General features: G+C 66.1%; 19 protein-coding genes. 12 read left to right on the top strand and 7 right to left on the bottom strand.

The features are described from left to right. Positions 1-84 precede the first annotated feature (84 nt). The 7 genes from ACE10X_RS12965 (at position 85) to ACE10X_RS12935 (ending at position 7,444) form a co-directional block, all read left to right on the top strand. The gene (locus tag ACE10X_RS12965) at positions 85-1,011 is read left to right on the top strand and encodes a histone deacetylase family protein (protein ID WP_038386482.1); all 927 of its coding nucleotides are present in this window, start codon (positions 85-87) and stop codon (positions 1,009-1,011) included. Positions 1,012-1,139: 128 nt separating this feature from the next. Next, entirely contained in the window at positions 1,140-1,391 is a 252-nt protein-coding gene (locus tag ACE10X_RS12960) for an exodeoxyribonuclease VII small subunit (RefSeq protein ID WP_028339500.1), read from the top strand. A gap of 582 nt (positions 1,392-1,973) precedes the next feature. Next, entirely contained in the window at positions 1,974-3,902 is a 1,929-nt protein-coding gene (dxs, locus tag ACE10X_RS12955; RefSeq protein ID WP_375764205.1) for a 1-deoxy-D-xylulose-5-phosphate synthase, read from the top strand. Positions 3,903-4,001: 99 nt separating this feature from the next. Next, a complete protein-coding gene (locus tag ACE10X_RS12950) occupies positions 4,002-4,565 on the top strand; it encodes a nucleoside 2-deoxyribosyltransferase (RefSeq protein WP_038386484.1) in 564 nt (187 codons plus the stop codon). Further along, entirely contained in the window at positions 4,562-5,323 is a 762-nt protein-coding gene (locus ACE10X_RS12945; RefSeq protein WP_038386485.1) for a TlyA family RNA methyltransferase, read from the top strand. The genes ACE10X_RS12950 and ACE10X_RS12945 overlap by 4 nt, the downstream gene beginning before the upstream one ends. Then, positions 5,316-6,557, top strand: a complete 1,242-nt coding sequence (locus ACE10X_RS12940) for a class I SAM-dependent RNA methyltransferase (protein ID WP_038386486.1) — start codon at positions 5,316-5,318, stop codon at positions 6,555-6,557. The genes ACE10X_RS12945 and ACE10X_RS12940 overlap by 8 nt, the downstream gene beginning before the upstream one ends. A gap of 53 nt (positions 6,558-6,610) precedes the next feature. After that, a complete protein-coding gene (locus ACE10X_RS12935) occupies positions 6,611-7,444 on the top strand; it encodes a nucleotidyltransferase domain-containing protein (protein ID WP_038386487.1) in 834 nt (277 codons plus the stop codon). 105 nt (positions 7,445-7,549) lie between these two features. Here the strand turns inward: ACE10X_RS12935 and ACE10X_RS12930 are convergent, their stop codons facing one another. Next, on the bottom strand, positions 7,550-8,401 hold the full coding sequence (locus tag ACE10X_RS12930; RefSeq protein ID WP_028339506.1) for a DUF1194 domain-containing protein: 852 nt from the start codon (positions 8,399-8,401) through the stop codon (positions 7,550-7,552). A 233-nt stretch (positions 8,402-8,634) separates the two neighbouring features. Between ACE10X_RS12930 and clpS the strand changes: the two genes are divergently transcribed. Both clpS and ACE10X_RS12920 read left to right on the top strand, forming a co-directional pair. Beyond that, positions 8,635-8,940 (top strand): ATP-dependent Clp protease adapter ClpS, encoded by a 306-nt coding sequence (clpS, locus tag ACE10X_RS12925; RefSeq protein WP_038386488.1) that lies wholly within the window; start codon positions 8,635-8,637, stop codon positions 8,938-8,940. Between the two features lie 90 nt (positions 8,941-9,030). Next, a complete protein-coding gene (locus ACE10X_RS12920; protein WP_244435893.1) occupies positions 9,031-9,795 on the top strand; it encodes a hypothetical protein in 765 nt (254 codons plus the stop codon). An 11-nt stretch (positions 9,796-9,806) separates the two neighbouring features. On the opposite strand, the gene ACE10X_RS12915 is transcribed toward ACE10X_RS12920, so the two are convergent. The 4 genes from ACE10X_RS12915 to ACE10X_RS12900 all read right to left on the bottom strand — a co-directional run bounded on the left by ACE10X_RS12915 (position 9,807) and on the right by ACE10X_RS12900 (position 13,708). Beyond that, on the bottom strand, positions 9,807-10,694 hold the full coding sequence (locus tag ACE10X_RS12915) for a DMT family transporter (protein ID WP_038386489.1): 888 nt from the start codon (positions 10,692-10,694) through the stop codon (positions 9,807-9,809). A gap of 12 nt (positions 10,695-10,706) precedes the next feature. Further along, on the bottom strand, positions 10,707-11,900 hold the full coding sequence (locus ACE10X_RS12910; protein ID WP_038386490.1) for an adenylate/guanylate cyclase domain-containing protein: 1,194 nt from the start codon (positions 11,898-11,900) through the stop codon (positions 10,707-10,709). 44 nt (positions 11,901-11,944) lie between these two features. Continuing rightward, positions 11,945-13,033, bottom strand: a complete 1,089-nt coding sequence (gene aroC, locus ACE10X_RS12905) for a chorismate synthase (protein ID WP_038386491.1) — start codon at positions 13,031-13,033, stop codon at positions 11,945-11,947. A 75-nt stretch (positions 13,034-13,108) separates the two neighbouring features. Next, the gene (locus tag ACE10X_RS12900) at positions 13,109-13,708 is read right to left on the bottom strand and encodes a histidine phosphatase family protein (protein WP_038386492.1); all 600 of its coding nucleotides are present in this window, start codon (positions 13,706-13,708) and stop codon (positions 13,109-13,111) included. A gap of 227 nt (positions 13,709-13,935) precedes the next feature. Between ACE10X_RS12900 and ACE10X_RS12895 the strand changes: the two genes are divergently transcribed. Both ACE10X_RS12895 and ACE10X_RS12890 read left to right on the top strand, forming a co-directional pair. Next, positions 13,936-14,424, top strand: a complete 489-nt coding sequence (locus tag ACE10X_RS12895; RefSeq protein WP_304556573.1) for a sigma-70 family RNA polymerase sigma factor — start codon at positions 13,936-13,938, stop codon at positions 14,422-14,424. Between the two features lie 67 nt (positions 14,425-14,491). Next, the gene (locus ACE10X_RS12890; RefSeq protein WP_304556575.1) at positions 14,492-15,256 is read left to right on the top strand and encodes an anti-sigma factor; all 765 of its coding nucleotides are present in this window, start codon (positions 14,492-14,494) and stop codon (positions 15,254-15,256) included. 375 nt (positions 15,257-15,631) lie between these two features. On the opposite strand, the gene ACE10X_RS12885 is transcribed toward ACE10X_RS12890, so the two are convergent. Both ACE10X_RS12885 and ACE10X_RS12880 read right to left on the bottom strand, forming a co-directional pair. After that, a complete protein-coding gene (locus ACE10X_RS12885) occupies positions 15,632-16,600 on the bottom strand; it encodes a DnaJ C-terminal domain-containing protein (RefSeq protein WP_038386499.1) in 969 nt (322 codons plus the stop codon). A 118-nt stretch (positions 16,601-16,718) separates the two neighbouring features. Further along, on the bottom strand, positions 16,719-17,126 hold the full coding sequence (locus tag ACE10X_RS12880; RefSeq protein WP_304556577.1) for an RT0821/Lpp0805 family surface protein: 408 nt from the start codon (positions 17,124-17,126) through the stop codon (positions 16,719-16,721). A 108-nt stretch (positions 17,127-17,234) separates the two neighbouring features. Between ACE10X_RS12880 and pdxH the strand changes: the two genes are divergently transcribed. Further along, positions 17,235-17,876 carry a pyridoxamine 5'-phosphate oxidase gene (gene pdxH, locus ACE10X_RS12875; protein WP_018270355.1) on the top strand — a complete coding sequence of 214 codons (642 nt, stop codon included), beginning with the start codon at positions 17,235-17,237 and terminating at the stop codon, positions 17,874-17,876. Positions 17,877-17,912 lie beyond the last annotated feature (36 nt).

Below are 17,912 nucleotides of genomic sequence, written 5' to 3'. Positions count from 1 at the left end.
TTGCATGATCTCGTTCGGAAAACCGCTGCGCACTTTTCCGGATCATGCGCCCTCGCACGCGCATCCATTGCGCCGGGAATTTGCATGACACTGCTTCTGACGCATTCCGCCTGTCTCGACCACCTGACCCCTCCCGGACATCCCGAACGCCCCGACCGGCTGCGGGCGGTCGCCGAGGTGCTCGGCGAGGATCGCTTCAAGGCGCTGGTGCGCGATTCCGCGCCGGAAGGCGACCTCGACACCGTGCTGCTCTGTCACGGCGAGCACTATGTCAGCGAACTCCGCCACATCGCGCCGACCTCCGGCATGATCTATATCGACGGCGACACCTCGATGTCGCCGGGCACCTGGGAAGCGGTGATGCGCGGCGTCGGCGGCGCGGTGGCCGCCACCGATGCGGTGATGGAGGGCAAGCATCAAAACGCCTTCGTCGCGGTGCGCCCGCCCGGGCACCACGCCGAGAAATCGACACCGATGGGCTTCTGCTTCTTCGACAATGCCGCGATCGCCGCCCGCCACGCGCAGCGCAAATACGGCATCAAGCGCGCTGCGATCATCGATTTCGACGTCCATCACGGCAACGGCACGCAGGATATCTTCTGGGCCGACCCGACCGTGATGTATTGCTCGACGCACCAGATGCCGCTGTTCCCCGGCACCGGGGCCGCCGGCGAGCGCGGCGAGCACGACACCGTCGTCAACGCGCCACTGGCGCCCGGCGACGGTGGCGCCAAGTTCCGCTCCGCTTTCGAGAACCTGATCCTGCCGCAGCTCGAGAAGTTCTCCCCCGAACTCGTCGTCATCTCGGCGGGCTTCGATGCACATCACCGCGATCCCCTGGCCTCGATCAACCTGACGGGCGAGGATTTCGGCTGGGTCACGCGCAAGCTGATGGATCTCGCCGACAAGAGCGCCGGCGGCCGCGTCGTCTCCGTCCTGGAAGGCGGCTACGACCTGCAGGGCCTGAAAGAGTCGGTGGCATCTCACGTCACCGCATTGATGGGCGGGTAAATCCCCGCCACAATACGCCCGCAAAAATTCGATTGATTCTGCGCCGGGGCGAGCATGGCCTGCGACAGGTCATGTTTGGACGACAAGATCAGGTTGCGATCTGATCCACGCAATCGGGAACGCAAAGAATGGCCGACAACACCCAAGCCGATGTGAAGAAGCTCTCCTTTGAACGCGCGATCGAGGAACTCGAATCGATCGTCAAGCGGCTCGAGGATGGCAAGGTCCCGCTTGAGGAATCGGTCGCGATCTACGAGCGCGGCGAGGCGCTGAAGCGGCGCTGCGAGGAATTGCTGCGCCAGGCCGAAGCCCGCGTCGACAAGATCACCACCGACGCCTCGGGCCAGCCGACCGGGACCGAGCCGCTCGACGTGCAGTAGAGCCCCGCTCCGATTCCGTCGAAACGGAGTAGGCTCCGGGCGTCGGCCCCCACGATCATGCGACGGAATGTCCGCCCCGGCGGGCAATTGTTGCTGCTTATTTCCAGCAATCCATCACGCCGCGGAGCGATCGCGGCGATCGGCGCGGCGTGCGAATCAGCCCGCTCGGTACCGACCGCCCGCCGCTAAAATGGGCATTATTGGAACCCAGCTCCGACCCAGGCATTGAAAAGTCTAGGTTTTTCGAGACAGCGCATAGGAACCCTGCACCCCCTATCGGGTTGGCTTTGGCTACAGCTTTGGTGTAATGCTTCCAGTTCTATGGGCATTTGAAGGTGGCAGGCGGCCCGAATTTTTCGGGCGGCAAGCATCTCAAATGGTTCGACAAAACTGAACCGGGACGGGTGAAGAGCGACCAAGGTGATGCATATCACGTGGTCCAATCCGGAGTGAATCTAGGCTTACAACCAGGCACCGGCCTGCCGGGGCGGCACCCAGTGTCTGGATTCGCTGCGCGGTGTGCGCGCCATCCCATCTCGCGTCGGGCGGTTCGTTCCGACAGGCAAAAATTGGAAATTCGCTGTGACCACATTTAGTAAGACGCCGCTTCTTGACACTATTCACACGCCGGATGACCTGCGCAAGCTGAAGGTCGAGCAGGTGCGGCAGGTTGCCGACGAGCTTCGCCAGGAAACCATCGACGCGGTGTCGGTGACCGGCGGCCATTTCGGCGCCGGCCTCGGCGTGGTCGAACTGACCACCGCCATCCACTACATCTTCGACACCCCGCGCGACCGCCTGATCTGGGACGTCGGCCACCAGGCCTATCCGCACAAGATCCTGACCGGACGCCGCGACCGCATCCGCACGCTGCGCACCGGCGGCGGCCTCTCCGGCTTCACCAAGCGCACCGAGAGCGACTACGATCCGTTCGGCGCCGCGCACTCCTCGACCTCGATTTCGGCCGGCCTCGGCATGGCCGTGGCGCGCGATCTCTCCGGCGGCAAGAACAACGTTATCGCCGTGATCGGTGACGGTGCGATGTCGGCGGGTATGGCCTATGAGGCGATGAACAACGCCGGCGCGATGAACTCGCGCCTGATCGTGATCCTCAACGACAACGACATGTCGATCGCCCCGCCGGTCGGCGCGATGAGCGCCTATCTGTCGCGCCTCTACTCCGGCAAGACCTACCGCTCGCTGCGCGAGGCCGCCAAGCAGATCAACAAGCGTCTGCCGAAGATCCTCGCCAACCGCGCCAACCGCGTTGAGGAATATTCCCGCGGCTTCATGATGGACGGCGGCACGCTGTTCGAGGAACTCGGCTTCTACTATGTCGGCCCGATCGACGGTCACAATCTCGACCATCTGCTGCCGGTGCTGAAGAACGTCCGCGACATGGAGACCGGCCCGATCCTGGTTCACGTCGTGACCCAGAAGGGCAAGGGCTACGGCCCGGCCGAAGCCTCCGCCGACAAGTACCACGCCGTGGTCAAGTTCGACGTCGCGACCGGCACCCAGGCCAAGGCCAAGCCGAATGCGCCGGCCTACCAGAACGTGTTCGGCCAGAGCCTCGTCAAGGAAGCCGAGAAGGACGACAAGATCGTCGCCATCACTGCGGCAATGCCGTCGGGCACCGGCGTCGACATCTTCAACAAGGCGTTCCCGGATCGCACCTTCGACGTCGGCATTGCCGAACAGCACGCTGTGACCTTCGCCGCCGGCCTCGCCACCGAGGGCTACAAGCCGTTCTGCGCGATCTATTCGACCTTCCTGCAGCGCGGCTATGACCAGGTGGTCCATGACGTCGCGATCCAGAGCCTTCCGGTCCGCTTCGCGATCGACCGCGCCGGCCTGGTGGGCGCCGACGGCGCGACCCATGCGGGTTCGTTCGACAGCGCTTATCTCGGCTGTCTGCCGAACATGGTGATCATGGCCGCCGCCGACGAGGCGGAACTGGTCCACATGGTGGCGACGCAGGTTGCGATCAACGATCGTCCGAGCGCGCTGCGCTATCCGCGCGGCGAAGGCCGCGGCATCGAGATGCCGGAAGTCGGCGTTGCCCTGGAAGTCGGCAAGGGCCGCATCATCCGCGAGGGCAAGAAGGTCGCGCTGCTGTCGTTCGGCACCCGTCTCGCCGAGTGCGAAAAGGCGGCCGACGAGCTCGCCGCCCACGGCCTCTCCGCCACGATCGCCGACGCGCGCTTCATGAAGCCGCTCGACGAAGAGATGATCATGAAGCTCGCGCGCGACCACGAGATCCTGATCACGATCGAGGAAGGCTCGATCGGCGGCTTCGGCTCGCATGTCATGCAGTTCCTGTCGGACAACGCCATGCTCGACAGCGGCGTGCTCAAGTTCCGCTCGATGATCCTGCCCGACGTGTTCCTCGACCACGACACGCCGGCGGCGATGTATGCCCGCGCCGGTCTCGACGCCAAGAGCATCGTTGCCAAGGTGTTCGAGACCCTCGGCAAGGACTACAAGACCGAGACCGTCAAGCTCGCCTAATCGCTACGGGCGGCGCTCACTGGACCATTTTCGGTTCTGATTGAATCAGAACCGAAGCTCCGGGCTCTCGCTCGAAAACGCACTAGCCCCGGCACGTCCATGAAGATCTATCTGGCAGGTCCTGACGTGTTCCTGCCGGATGCCGTGGAGATCGGCCGCCGCAAGGCGGAGGTTTGCGCCTATCACGGGCTGACCGGGCTGTATCCGCTCGACAACAGCATCGATCCCACCGCCGCCGGCGCCTCACTCGCCATCTTCAAGAGCAACGAGGCGATGATGGAGTCTGCCGACGCCGTCATCGCCAATTTGACGCCGTTCCGCGGCCCCAGTGCCGACGCAGGCACGGTTTACGAACTCGGCTACATGGCGGGACGCGGCAAACTGTGCCTCGCCTATTCCAACGATCCCACGTCCTACGCCAATCGCGTGGCGCGGCTGAGCCAGGTCGTGCCGGCATCCGACGGACGCCTGATCGATGCGGAAGGGCTGACGGTGGAAGAGTTTGGATTACCGGACAATCTGATGATGATGCACGCGCTCGACCTGCACGGCAGCCCGCTGGTGACCCCGCGCGAGCCGTCGGCCGACCTCTGGCACGACCTCACCTCCTTCGAGGCCTGCGTGCGGCTCGCTGCCGCGCAGCGCCGGCAGGCGGCGAAGTGACCAGGGCGGTCGACAACGACAACAACGCATCCGCCGGCAAGCGCATCGACGTGCTGCTGGTGGAGCGCGGCCTGTTCGAAAGCCGGGCGCGGGCGCGCGCGGCGATCGACGCCGGGCTCGTCACCGCCGACGGCAAGCAGATCGCGAAGGCGTCAGAGATCGTCGCACCGGGCGCGGCGCTCTCGGCCGAGCCGGCGCATCCCTATGTCTCGCGCGGCGGCGTCAAGCTCGCCGGCGCGCTCGAGCACTATCCGATCGACGTCGAGGGCCATGTCTGCCTCGATGTCGGCGCCTCGACCGGCGGCTTCACCGAAGTGCTGCTCGCCAACGGCGCAAGCCTCGTGTTCGCCATCGATGTCGGCCACGGCCAGCTGCATCCCTCGCTGCAGGGGCATCCGAGGATCGTCTCCATGGAGGCGACCGACATCAGGAGTTTCGAGGGCAAGCGCCTGCCGGCGCGGCCCGACATCGTGGTGATCGACGTCAGCTTCATCTCGCTGAAGCTGGTGCTGCCGGTGGCGCTGTCGCTGGCGGCCGCCCCGATGCATCTTTTGGCGCTGATCAAGCCGCAATTCGAGGCGGCGCGCAAACACTCCAAGCGCGGCGTGATCCGCAACGCGATGGTGCATCAGGAGATCTGCGACGATATCGCCGCCTTTGCCGCCTCACTGGGCTGCACCGACATTCAGGTGTTCCCGTCCTCGATCCCGGGCGGCGACGGCAATATCGAATTCTTCCTCGGCGCGCGCCGTGGCTGAGCTTCTCACCATCGACCATGTCGGCCACCGCGGCGACGGCGTCGCGATCGAGGGATCGCAATCGATCTTCGTGCCTTATGCGCTGGCCGGCGAAACGGTCGAGGTCGACGACGTCCCGGGCAACCATCCCGACCGGCGGCTGCTGCTGCGGGTCGCGCAGGAAAGCCCCGAGCGCATCGCGCCGTTCTGTCCGCATTTCGGAGTCTGCGGCGGCTGCGCGATCCAGCACTGGAACGACGCGCCCTACCACGCTTGGAAGCGCAACATCGTGGTCGAGACGCTGGCGCAGGCGAAGATTGCAGCCGACGTCGCGCCACTGCTCGACGCCCACGGCGCGGGCCGTCGCCGCATCACGCTGCACGGGCGCATGGGCCCCCATGAGGTCCTCAGGGTCGGCTACGCCGCGGCAGGTTCGCACGACATCATCCCGGTCGATCGCTGCCCGATCCTCGATCCTGCGCTCGACGGTGCGCTCGAGGCGGCCTGGGCCACAGCCGAGCCGCTGGTCGCGATCGGCAAGCCGCTCGACATCCAGGTGACCGCGACCGTCAACGGCCTCGACATCGACGTGCGCGGCTCGGGCGCGCTGCCGACCAGCCTGATCACCACTTTGTCGCGCGTCGCGCAGAAGCACCGGCTGGCGCGGCTGACACGCCACGGCGAGCTGGTGCTGCAGCGCGGCTCCCCCGAGATTGCGATCGGAAAGGCGAAGGTCGTGCTGCCGCCCGGCTCGTTCCTGCAAGCGACCGTCAAGGGCGAGGAGACGTTGGCCGCGCTGGTTCGCGAGCATTGCGGACGCGCCAAGCATATCGCCGACCTGTTTTGCGGCGTCGGTCCGTTCGCGCTGCGCCTCGCGGAGAAGGCGCGGATCGCGGCCTTCGACAGCGATGCCGGCGCCATCACGGCGCTGCAGAAGGCCGCGCAATCGACCCCAGGGCTGAAGCCGCTCAAGGCCGACGCACGCGACCTGTTCCGCCGCCCCCTGATGCCGCAGGAATTGCGCGACTATGACGCCGTCGTGTTCGATCCGCCGCGGCAAGGCGCACAGGCGCAAGTCACCCAGCTGGCGGCGAGCAAGGTGCCGGTGATCGTCGCGGTGTCCTGCAACGCCGCAACGTTTGCGCGCGACGCGAAAATCCTGATCGACGGCGGCTACAAGATCGCAGCCGTCACGCCGGTCGATCAGTTCCGCCACACGGCGCATGTCGAGCTGGTGGCGCGCTTCGCACGCTGACAGGACGCTGCGACTATCGCTGAGCGCGGGCAGTCACGCTATAGTCCGCGCCCATGTCCGACGATCCGCTGCTCGCGCGCATCATTCCCGTTCTCGCCGCCGTACCGGGCGTCGCCGCCATCGTGCTCGGCGGCTCGCGGGCGCGCGGCACGGCGCATGACGCCTCCGACACCGATATCGGGCTCTACTATCGGGATGGCGCCGCGCCGGATATCGATCGGCTGCGCGAAGCTGTAACGGGTCTGGTCGACGACCCCGCTGCTGCGCAGGTCACGCCGGTCGGCGAATGGGGACCGTGGATCGTCGGCGGTGCCTGGCTCACGATCGGCGGCCGCAAGGTCGACCTGCTCTACCGCAGCATCGATCAGGTCTCCGCTGTCATCGATGCTTGCCGGAACGGCGAGATCAGCATGCACTACCAGCCGGGCCATCCGCACGGCTTCTGCTCGGCGATCTGGATGGGCGAGGTCGCGCTGTGCCATCAGCTGCACGATCCCGGCGGCCTCGTCGCGGCGCTGAAGGCGAGGACCGCGCCCTACCCGCCGGCCCTCCGCGATGCGTTGGTGCGGCGCTTTCAATGGGAAGTGCTGTTCAGCATCGAGAATGCCGAGCTCGCCGTGCCGCGCGGCGACAGCACGCATATCGCCGGCTGCGCCTATCGCGCGCTGGCCTGCATCGCGCAGGTGCTGTTTGCGCTGAACGGGGCGTATCTGATCAACGAAAAGGGCGCTCTGACGCAGGCCGCGAATTTTCCGGTGACGGTTCGCGGTCTCGCTGGCCGCGCCACGGAGGTCTGGCGGCAGATCGGCGCGGCCGAGCACGCCGCCGCGTTGCAGACGTTGCGCATGCTGGAGAGTGAGCTCCAGAAGATTTGTAGGACGAGTTAGAACCGTAGGATGGGTAGAGCGCAGCGAAACCCATCATTCGCGCCGCGGATATGAGTTGATGGGTTTCGCTGCGCTCTACCCATCCTACGAGATCCACATGATCGGCTACCGCCCCCAGCGGTCCTGCCAGATCTTCTCGCCGATCAGGCAATTGACCCGCGGCTCCTTCTCGGCGGTCCGCATGATCGGGCGCTCGGGGGTGCGGCCGGCGACTTCGAGCAGCAGTTTGGTGCGGATCGCCTCCTTGAACTTCTCACGATCCTTGATCGTCACCACGAAGGAGCCCGGTCCGCCGATCACGCAGTCCTCGTAGTAATAGTCGAGATTTTCGATATCCATCGTCGAGTAGGACGGCTCCTTCACCATGATCGGCAGGCCGTTGATGACGATGCCCTTGTCGAGCGCCGCATCGCGCGCGGGCGTGATCGGCGTGCCGTTGTTGTTGGGCCCGTCGCCGGAAATATCGATCACGCGACGCAGGCCGCGATGCGGATTCTCGTCGAACATCGGGATCGCAAAATAGATCGCGCCGGAGATCGAGGTGCGCGAGGCGCGGCGCACCGGCGTCTTCATGATCTCGGCGGCGACCGCATCGGCGGATTCAGGGCCGTCGATCACCCGCCAGGGGATGATGATCTTCTGATCGTTGGAGGCGGCCCATTCGAAATAGGTGATCGAGATCTTGCCGTTCGGACCGGCCTTCAGCGCCTGCAGGAAATCCTTGGAGACGATGGCCTGCGCATAGCCCTCGCGCTGGATCGCAAGCTCGTCCATGTCCATCGAATAGGAGACGTCGACCGCGATGATCAACTCGATGTCGACGCTCGGTGTGGATTCCTTTTCAGCCAGGCGATGGCCAGGCTGGGTTCCCGGGCCGGGCGCGGCAACACCGGCCACATCGCCGCTGGCCAGCATGCCCGCGACAAGCACCGCTCCGATCGAGACATACCAGCGCATTGCGGCCCTCCCGTCGTATGAGTGTCATCGTGACACGCAATTCAGGCGGCGAAAAGCGCAGATATCAGCTGTCCTTCACATTCAGGTTAGACGTCCACACTCAAGTCAGACTTCGCCTGTCTCGAATGCGGCGACACGCGCCGTGCCGTTGCCGCAATGACGCCGTGCAAATCGAACGGTTCCAAGCCGCGTCCGAAGACGGTATTCTTACGGGGCAATCGCGAGGGAGTGCGATGCCAGATACCGTCGTCACGCCGAAAACCAGGACGAAGACCAAGGTCGAGCGGCCACGCCTGCACAAGGTGATCCTGGTCAACGACGACTACACGCCGCGCGAATTCGTCGTCACCGTGCTGAAGGGTGAATTCCGCATGACCGACGACCAGGCCTACAAGGTGATGCTGACCGCGCATCAGCGCGGCGTCTGCGTCGTCGCTGTGTTCACCAGGGACATCGCCGAGACCAAGGCGACGCGCGCCACCGACGCCGGCCGCGCCAAGGGCTATCCGCTGCTGTTCACCACCGAACCCGAGGAATAGCGCGCCGGCGCCAGATTGCCGCGGGCCTTGCCACGTATTTTAGCGATCGCGGCGACCGGTGCTTTAGGGATCGCATGGTACCAACGCGGCATGTCCGTCGCGCTGCGCCAACAACTTTCCCTGCGGAAGACTCGCCCGGAGACCTCGTTCGGGCCGTTTCGCCCGTTGCCCGCCCTGCCCTGGCTCATCATGGCGGCGGCGCTGCGGATCGTCGGCTACGGCAATCTCGGCCTGATTGTGCCCGCGCTGGCGCTGGCCAACGCTTGCGTGCTGCTCGCCTTCTTCGCGACGGCACGGGACTCGATCCAGGCTTCCGGCGGCCGATCGTCGCTCGGCGAATTGACGCTGGCCGAGCAGATCAGACTGTCGCTGTCGATCCTGTGGCGGATCGTGCTCGTGATGATCGTGGCGGCACTCGGCACCGCCGCGATCGGCTTCTCGTCGTTTGCACCGTATCTCTTGTCGGGCCTCGACGGCATGGCCTTCGATCAGGTCACCCATCTCGGCCGGTTCTGGAGTGCGGCGATCGCGGCGCTGGTGCTGCTGATCATCGTCAATGCGGAAGGCAATGGCGGTCGCGTCGCGCTGTTTGCCGCCGTCAAGGACCTTGGCCGGCACGCGCTCTGGCTTGGCGCGGCGGTGCTCGTGCTGGGCGCGATCAACGTTGCGCTGGGCTACGGGCAGGCGCTTGTGCGCACCGCGATCTGGCACTTCTGGCAAATCTCGATGGTGGGCCAGCCGCTCAAGAACCTGGTCTACGTCGTCTTCATCTTCGGCTTCGCGATGCTGCGGCTGTGGATCACATTGTCGATCCTGACCTTCGGCCTGAAGCAGTCTTACGCCCGCGGCGGCTAGCCGGCGTGCCGTCAGCGGTCCGTGGGCCGTGTCAGCTGCGCCCGCTGGCTGGCCACAATGTCGGCCACGACCGCGCCCATCACCAGCGCGCCGCCGATCAGGGCGCGCGGCGACGGCACCTCGGCGAACGCCAGCCACACCCAGAACGGCATCAGCGGCGTTTCGAGCGTGGCGATCAGCGATGCCTGCCCGGACGGCAGCAATCTGGAGCCGATCGTAAACAAGGTGAGACCGAGACCAACTTGGCATGCCCCGAACATCGCGAGCACGCCGAGATCGGCGCCAGTGACCGCGCCGATGCCCTGCCCGAGCGGCAGGCTCACCACGCTGCCGAGGAAATTCGAGAGCGCCGCGGCGGCGATCATCGGCGTACCCTTATGCCGGCGGATCACCACCGTCATCAGCGCAATCGCCAGCGCCATCACGCAGGCGAGGCCGATACCGCGGTAATCCGTGATGCCAGCGGCGCCGCTGACCGTGATGGCGACGCCCGCGAGCGCGACGAGGCTCGCCAGCAGCGTGCCGGGGCGCGCCGGCTCGCGCAGCCAGAGCCAGGCGATCGCAGCCGCCGCAAACGGCTGCATCGCGATGATGATGGCGACATTGGCGACGCTGGTCAGCTGCAGCGCCGGAATGAACGTCACCATGCCGAAGGTCGAGAGGCCGGCGACCAGCCATCCGCTCAAGGGCATCACGACAAGATCGCGTGCGCCGCGCCGGCCCTGCATGGCGACCAGGAACAGCGCGATCGCGCTGCCGCCGAACAGCCCGCGCCAGAACAGGATGGTCCAGGAATCGAAGTGCGGCAGCCGGGTAAAGAACGGCGCGGTGCTCCAGGCCGCCGCGGCCGCAACGACCAGCGCGATCCCTCTGCGGTGCTGCGCGCCCGTGTCAGTCACGTCACGCCGCCGCTAGCTCGCAGCAGCGACCGGCGCCTCGTCGAACAGACCGTAGACCCGTTCGGCCTTGGCAAATCCCGCGATCGGAAACTCGCCGAGATCGCTCCAGCCGCCGTCGCTGATGCCGGCGAAGCGCTCCGAGGCTACCACCGTGCGGCCGAGACGGCCGGCGATCTTCTCCAGCCGCGCGGCGAGATTGACCGCGGGACCGATGCAGGTGAAGTCGAGCCGGTTGCCGCCGCCGATATTGCCGTAGAGCACGCGCCCGAGATGCAGCGCGAGGCCGAAACGGAAGCGTTCGACGCTATCGCCATTGGCGAATTGCAGCGCCTCGACGCCGGCGCGGGACGCGCGCGCGGCCTCCAGCACGCGTGAGCAGACCTGCACCTCGTCGCCGAGATATTCGTCGACCGGGAACACCGCGAGCAGGCCGTCGCCCATGAATTTGAGCACCTCGCCGCCATGGTCGCGGATCGCGGTGACCTGGCAATCGAAATAGAGGTTGAGGATCTCCACCACCGTCTCGGCCGGCAGGCGGTCCGACAACGCGGTGAAGCCGCGCAGGTCCGACAGCCAGATCGCGGCATCCATCGTATCGGCATGGCCGCGCCGGATCTGGCCGCCCATGATGCGCTCGCCGGCCCGGTTGCCGACATAGGTGTCGAGCAAGAGCGAGGCGGTGCGGCGCAGGGTGATGATCTCGATATAGCGCGCCAACGGCACAGCGATCGACCGGATCGCATCGAGCTGCTCGTCGGTGAATCCGCCCGGCTGCCTGGTGGTCCAGCTCGAGGCATTGACGAAGCCGTCGGTATAGACCAGCGGCACGGCGATGTAGTCGGTGACGCCTTCGGCCTGCAGGTCCACGACGATCGGAAACCGGGCGCTTGCGGGATCGTCGAGCCGCGCGCGGACCTCAATGCCCTGCCTGAACACGGTCGACAGCGGGCTGACGGCAAATTCCGGGGAGTCCAGGATGTTGTGATCGACGGTGCCGGTTTCGACCTCGGCGCCGGGTTTCCAGAAGAAATGGCGGCCATAGATCTCCGGATGCAGCGTGCGCACGAAGACGCCGATGCGCCACAGCGGCAATCCGGCCCGCACCAGCCGTTCGCAGCATTCCGCCATCATCTGCGGCGGGGTCGGCGCCGACCGCGCGCCGCCGATCATCCACTCGATGATGTCCCGAAGCTCCGACGCGTTCATGGCATTCCCCCAGGGCGGTCTGGCGACCGCCACTATATAGGGGGTCAGCGCCCGGTCTGCCCGCGGTCGCGCAGAAAATGATCGGCCAGCACGCAGGCCATCATGGCCTCGCCGACCGGCACCGCCCGGATGCCGACGCAGGGGTCGTGGCGGCCTTTAGTCAGGATGTCGGTATCGGCACCCTTGCGGTCCACGGTCCGGCGCGTGGTCAGGATCGAGGAGGTCGGCTTGACCGCAAAGCGCACCACCACCGGCTGGCCGGTCGCGATGCCGCCGAGGACGCCGCCGGCATGGTTGGACAGGAAACGCGTTCCGTTGTTGCCGGTCCGCATCTCGTCGGCGTTCTCCTCGCCCGACAATTCGGCGGCGCCGAAGCCGGCGCCGATCTCGACGCCCTTGACCGCGTTGATGCTCATCATCGCCGCCGCCAGGTCGCTGTCGAGTTTGGCGTAGATCGGCGCGCCGAGCCCGGCCGGCACGCCTTCGGCGACGACCTCGATGACGGCGCCGATCGAGGAGCCGCTCTTCCTGATGCCGTCGAGATAACTTTCGAAGAACGCCGCCTTGTCTTTGTCGGGACAGAAGAACGGGTTGTTGGCGATCTCGTCCCAGTCCCACTTCTCGCGGTCGATCTTGTGCGGCCCCATCTGCACCAGCGCGCCGCGCACCTTCACCTCGGGCAGGACCTTGCGCGCGATCGCGCCGGCCGCGACGCGGGTCGCGGTCTCGCGCGCGGAGGAGCGTCCGCCGCCGCGATAGTCGCGCAGACCGTATTTCGCTTCATAGGTGAAGTCGGCGTGGCCGGGCCGGAACTTGTCCTTGATCTCGGAATAATCCTTCGAACGCTGATCGGTGTTCTCGATCAGCAGCGCGATCGGCGTACCGGTCGTCACCTGCACCCCGCTCTCCGGATGCGCCATCACGCCGGACAGGATCTTCACCGCATCCGGCTCCTGGCGCTGGGTGGTGAAGCGCGACTGGCCGGGGCGGCGGCGGTCGAGGTCGTGCTGGATCTCCTCCACGGTCAGGGGGATCAGCGGCGGGCAGCCGTCGACGACGCAGCCGATCGCGACCCCATGGCTCTCGCCGAAGGTCGTGACGCGGAACATATGGCCGAAAGTATTGAAGGACATGGCGTGTCGTAACGCGCAGGGTCGGCAGCGTCAAACGAGTTTCATGGCTCCAAAGACGCGGGTGGCCGGGCGCCCTTAACTATACTTCTGCAACCCCGCGGCGCCGAACACATAGACCGCCCCCTGCTCGATAGTGAGCTCGGCGGCCGAGGCCGGCGTCTCGAAGCCGAGCGCCACCATCAGCGCCCGCGCCGTGCCGCCATGGGCAACCGCAACCGTGTCTGCCGTCACCGAGCGATACCAGTCGGTCATCCGCACCTGGACGTCAACATAGCTCTCGCCGCCGGATGGCGACACCGTCCACTTCTCGGCCAGGCGGCGGGCATACAGCACGGGGTCCGCAGCCTGCGCCTGTACCAAGGTCGAGCCCTCCCACGTCCCGTAGCCGATCTCGCGCAGCCGCGCGTCGAGGGCGTAATCGCCGGGCGGCAGGCCGAGCTCGGCGCGCACCAGCTCCATGGTGGCGCGCGCCCGGATCAGCGGGCTCGCGACAAACGGCACCGTCGTCTTGTCACGGCCGTCGCGCGCCATGAGATCGGCGAGGATGCGCCCGGCATGCGCTGCCTGGGCGCGGCCGCGCTCATTGAGGGCGATGTCCTGCACCCCCTGGAGCCGCCCTTCGGCGTTCCACGAGGTCTCGCCGTGGCGGATGTAATAGATCGTCGGTACCGGCATTCCCGTAACGGCTGGTCCCTGCTGAGCGAGATGTCGGCCGCCTCAAGGCTTCCACGCTTCGAATTTTTTCGGCTCGGAGGTACACCAGCACTTCGGCTGGCGACAAGCCCAAATCGGCCGCAGCTTGGGCGGTATGCGCGCAGATCGGCGCAGACGGAATAGCCACGCCGCCAGGGTGTTATGTTGGACAAGGCGGCTATCGCCGCGACCATCGAAGACTGGGATGCATGACCGCGTTTCGTCAAAGTGTCGAAGCCATGATTCCCGCGCTGCGCCGCTATGCGCGCGCGCTGGCGCGTGACACAGATATCGCCGACGATCTGGTGCAGGACACGCTGGTGCGGGCGCTGCGCTCGGAGCGGCTGTTTCTCGGCGGCGACGTCAGGAGCTGGCTCTACACGATCCTGACCAATCTGAACAAGAACCGCCGGCGTTCGCTGGCGCGGCGGCCGGCGTTCGTGCCGCTGCTCGACAACAATGCCGACGCCAGCGGCACCGAGGCCGAGGGACGCGACATCGATCGCGCGCTGTCGACGCTGGTCGAGGAGCAACGCTCGGTGCTGCTGCTCGTCATGCTGGAGGGCATGAGCTACCGGGAAGTCGCCGACATCCAGGGCGTGCCGATCGGCACGGTGATGTCCCGCCTTGCTCGTGCCCGCGCCCATGTCCGGGCTTCGATCGAGGGCCAGCGCCCGGCGCTGAGGCGGGTGAAATGATAATGTGCGCGACGGCCGGCGTGATGCATGAACGATTTTCGAACAAGATTTGGCAGAGACGACTGATATGACCGACCCGAACATTCCCGTCACCGAAGACGAGTTGCACGCTTACGTCGACAACGAGCTGCCGGCCGAACGCCGCGGCGATGTCGAGGCGTGGCTTGGCACGCATCCTGACGACGCGGCGCGGGTGCAGTCATGGCGTGCGATGGCCGAGACATTGCATGCACGCTACGACACCGTGCTGGACGAGGCGGTGCCGAAACGGCTCGAGCTCGAGCGGCTGGTGCGCCAGCCGCGCCGCTGGATCTATGGCGCGGTGGCGGCGACGCTCATGGCCTTCGTCGCCGGCGGCGGCGCCGGCTGGATCGCGCGCGGCGCCTCGGCCACGCCGTCGACGTTCCAGAGCTTTACGGTCGATGCACTCGATGCGCATCGGCTCTACGTGGTCGAGGTCCGCCATCCCGTCGAGGTGCCCGGCAGCGAGCGCGACCACCTGCAGCAATGGCTGACCAAGCGCTGCGGCTGGGACGTCCGCGCGCCGGAGCTGACCGGGCTGAAGCTGGTCGGCGGCCGCCTGCTGCCCGGACCGAGCGGCCCGGCGTCGTTCCTGATGTATGAGAGCACGTCCGGCGAGCGCTTCACGGTCTACACCGCCAAGGCGAAGACCGAGGCGACCCAGATGCGCTACGCCGCGCAGGGCAGCGACGGCGCGCTGTTCTGGGCCGATCGGGGCGTTGCCTATGTCGTCAGCGGCGGCACCGATCGCACGCGCCTGACCCAGGTCGCGCAGGCCGTCTACGATCAGATGGAGAAGAGCGGCGGGTGATCTTCCGTAATTCTACGGAAGACCAGGTCGTCGAAATTGCTTCATTTCCAGTAAGTGAATCCAGCCTCACTCAGCGTCCCAATTCCGACATCGAAAACTTCGATTCGCGTCATCGACGCGTCTCATTATCGCACCGGATGCTCACGCGAAGATGATCCGCGCCCGATCCGCCGATCGGCGCACGCGGCCTCGATTGGGGTTTTGTGTACCGCGCTGGTCCCCCTCTCGAGGCCGCACTCCTTTCCGCCGTCCAATCTGCACACCGCAGATGGGACTTCCGGCGGCCGGTTATCTTTTTGACGCGCTCGCAATGCCCGCGTCTACCCCGATAGAGTCCGGGGTAGTGCAGTTTCGCATCTGGCGCGCGGTCGGCGGTCAGCCGAGATCGCTACGCGGATTGTAGGGTTTTTGATCCCGCCAAGCCTGCATCAATGCCTCAAGCTCGGCATCGTTCCCGTCGGGAAGGATGATGCGGGTCGTGACGTAGAGATCGCCGACAACGCCTGCCTTCGATAGCCCCTTGCCCTTGACGCGGAAAGTACGGCCGCTCGAGGTGTTTTTGGGGATCGACAGTTCGACCGCGCTGCCGAGCGTCGGCACGCGGACCTTGCCGCCCAGCACCGCCTCGTAGAGGGTGATGGGCAGGTCGATCCGGAGATCGTTGCCGTCGACCTTGAAGAACGGGTGCGGGGCGATCGAGATCGTGATCAGGAGATCGCCGGGCGGATGGCCTTGCGCGGTCTCGCCCTGCCCCTTCAGCCGGATCTGCTGACCCGCAGCGACCCCGGGCGGAATCTTGACGTTGAGTTCGCGGCCGGTCGGCAGGCGGACGCGCTTGTCGCCGCCCCTGACCGATTCCTCCAGCGACACCGTCATGGCGACCGAAAGATCGAGGTCGACGCCGACCCCGCCGCCGTCAAACTCGAACGGACTGGCCCGGCCCGCGCGGCCGCCGCGGCCGCCGCCGCCGCCGCGAGCGGCATTGCCGAACATGCTGTTGAGGATGTCCTCGAAGCTGCCGCCGCCCGTGCCGCCGCCGGGCCCAGAGCGGAAACTGTACTCGAAGCCGCCCGGACCAGCACGGCCGCCGGCGCCGCCGCCAGGGAAGCCCTGGAAGCGCGGCTTGCCTTCGGCATCGATCTCGCCGCGATCGAACTGCTTGCGCTTGTCCTCGTCGCCGACGATCTCGTTGGCCGTGTTGATCTCCGCAAAGCGGGCCGCCGCCTTCGGATCATTCTTGTTGTTGTCGGGGTGATGCTTCTTGGCGAGCTTGCGATAGGCGCTCTTGATCGTCGCAGCGCTGGCGCTCCGCTGCACCCCCAAGACCTCATAGGGGTCGCGCATCCGTCACGTCTCCTTTACGGGAAAAATCAGTCCTGGCCGGGAACCCGTCCGGGCCCACTTTGCCTTCATGTGGGGGCTCAGTGGCATTTTTGCAACTAGTCCGGCTTCGCCGGAATTCTCAGGATTTTCTCCAGGGCTTCAGGCTATGGATTTCCCACCGCCCTTGTCCAGCCTTGCACGCGGCGCCCTGCAGCCAGCTCTCGGTGGCTCCATTGACGTAGCTGGCAAGGAAATCCCGGCACGTCTTGCCGTCCTCGCCCGAATAGGCCTGGGCCAGCGGCGTCACCGAGCCGCGCGCGCCGGTTTCAGGATTTTCCCAGGGCTGGCTGGAGTCCTTGTCGCCCTTGGTCAGCACGTCGGAGGCGGCATTGCGGGCGAAGGCGAGATCGCTGTCGGTCGGCATCACCGCATTGACTTGGGTCGGGCGGATCGAGCCCGTCACATCCTTGTCGTCGATCTTGGCGAAGGCGTCGCTGCGCGACAGGCTGCAGCCGCTTGCGCCGACGCCGATCAGGATCAATGTCACCACCGCGCTTGCGGGGTGGATCGCCGATAGGCCAACGCGCCCCCATGCCCTATATAGGGCTAGTAACGCGCTTTCAGACGCGGGCGGATGCAAATCGGGACTCCTGACATGACCGACACGACCTCCATCAAACACCCGACACCGTTAACATCGGGTGATTTCACCGCGGCGGAGGAGCCGTTCGCCCTGTTCGCCGAATGGTTTGCGGAGGCGGTCAAGTCCGAGCCGAACGATCCGAACGCGATGGCGCTTGCGACCGTCGATCCCGACGGCCTGCCCGACGTGCGGATGGTGCTGATGAAGGGCTTCGATGCCGACGGCTTCGTGTTCTACAGCCACATTGCGAGCGCCAAGGGCCGCGAACTGGCCGCAAATCCTAAGGCCGCTTTACTCTTTCACTGGAAATCGCTGCGCCGCCAGGTGCGGATCCGCGGACCGGTCACACCGGTGACCGATGCCGAGGCCGACGCCTATTTCGCCACGAGGCCGAAGCAGGCGCAGATCGGCGCCTGGGCCAGCAAGCAATCGCAGCCGCTGGAGAGCCGCTTCGCCTTCGAGCAGGCGATCGCCAAGACCGGTGCGAAATACGTCATCGGCGAGGTGCCGCGGCCGCCGGGCTGGAGCGGCTGGCGGATCACGCCGCAACGCTTCGAGTTCTGGCACGACCGCCCGTACCGCCTGCACGACCGCATCGAATTCCGCCGCGACGGCGCCGGCAGCGCCTGGTCGAAGGTGCGGCTCTATCCGTGATGACGACAGCCTGAACGACGCCAACCTGAAAGACAT

Origin of the sequence: Bradyrhizobium sp. Pha-3 (assembly GCF_042258325.1) — a bacterium.
Taxonomy (GTDB): Bacteria; Pseudomonadota; Alphaproteobacteria; order Rhizobiales; family Xanthobacteraceae; genus Bradyrhizobium; species Bradyrhizobium elkanii.
Note: the sequence above shows the minus strand (reverse complement) of the source record. Positions and strands in the feature narration are given on the sequence as shown.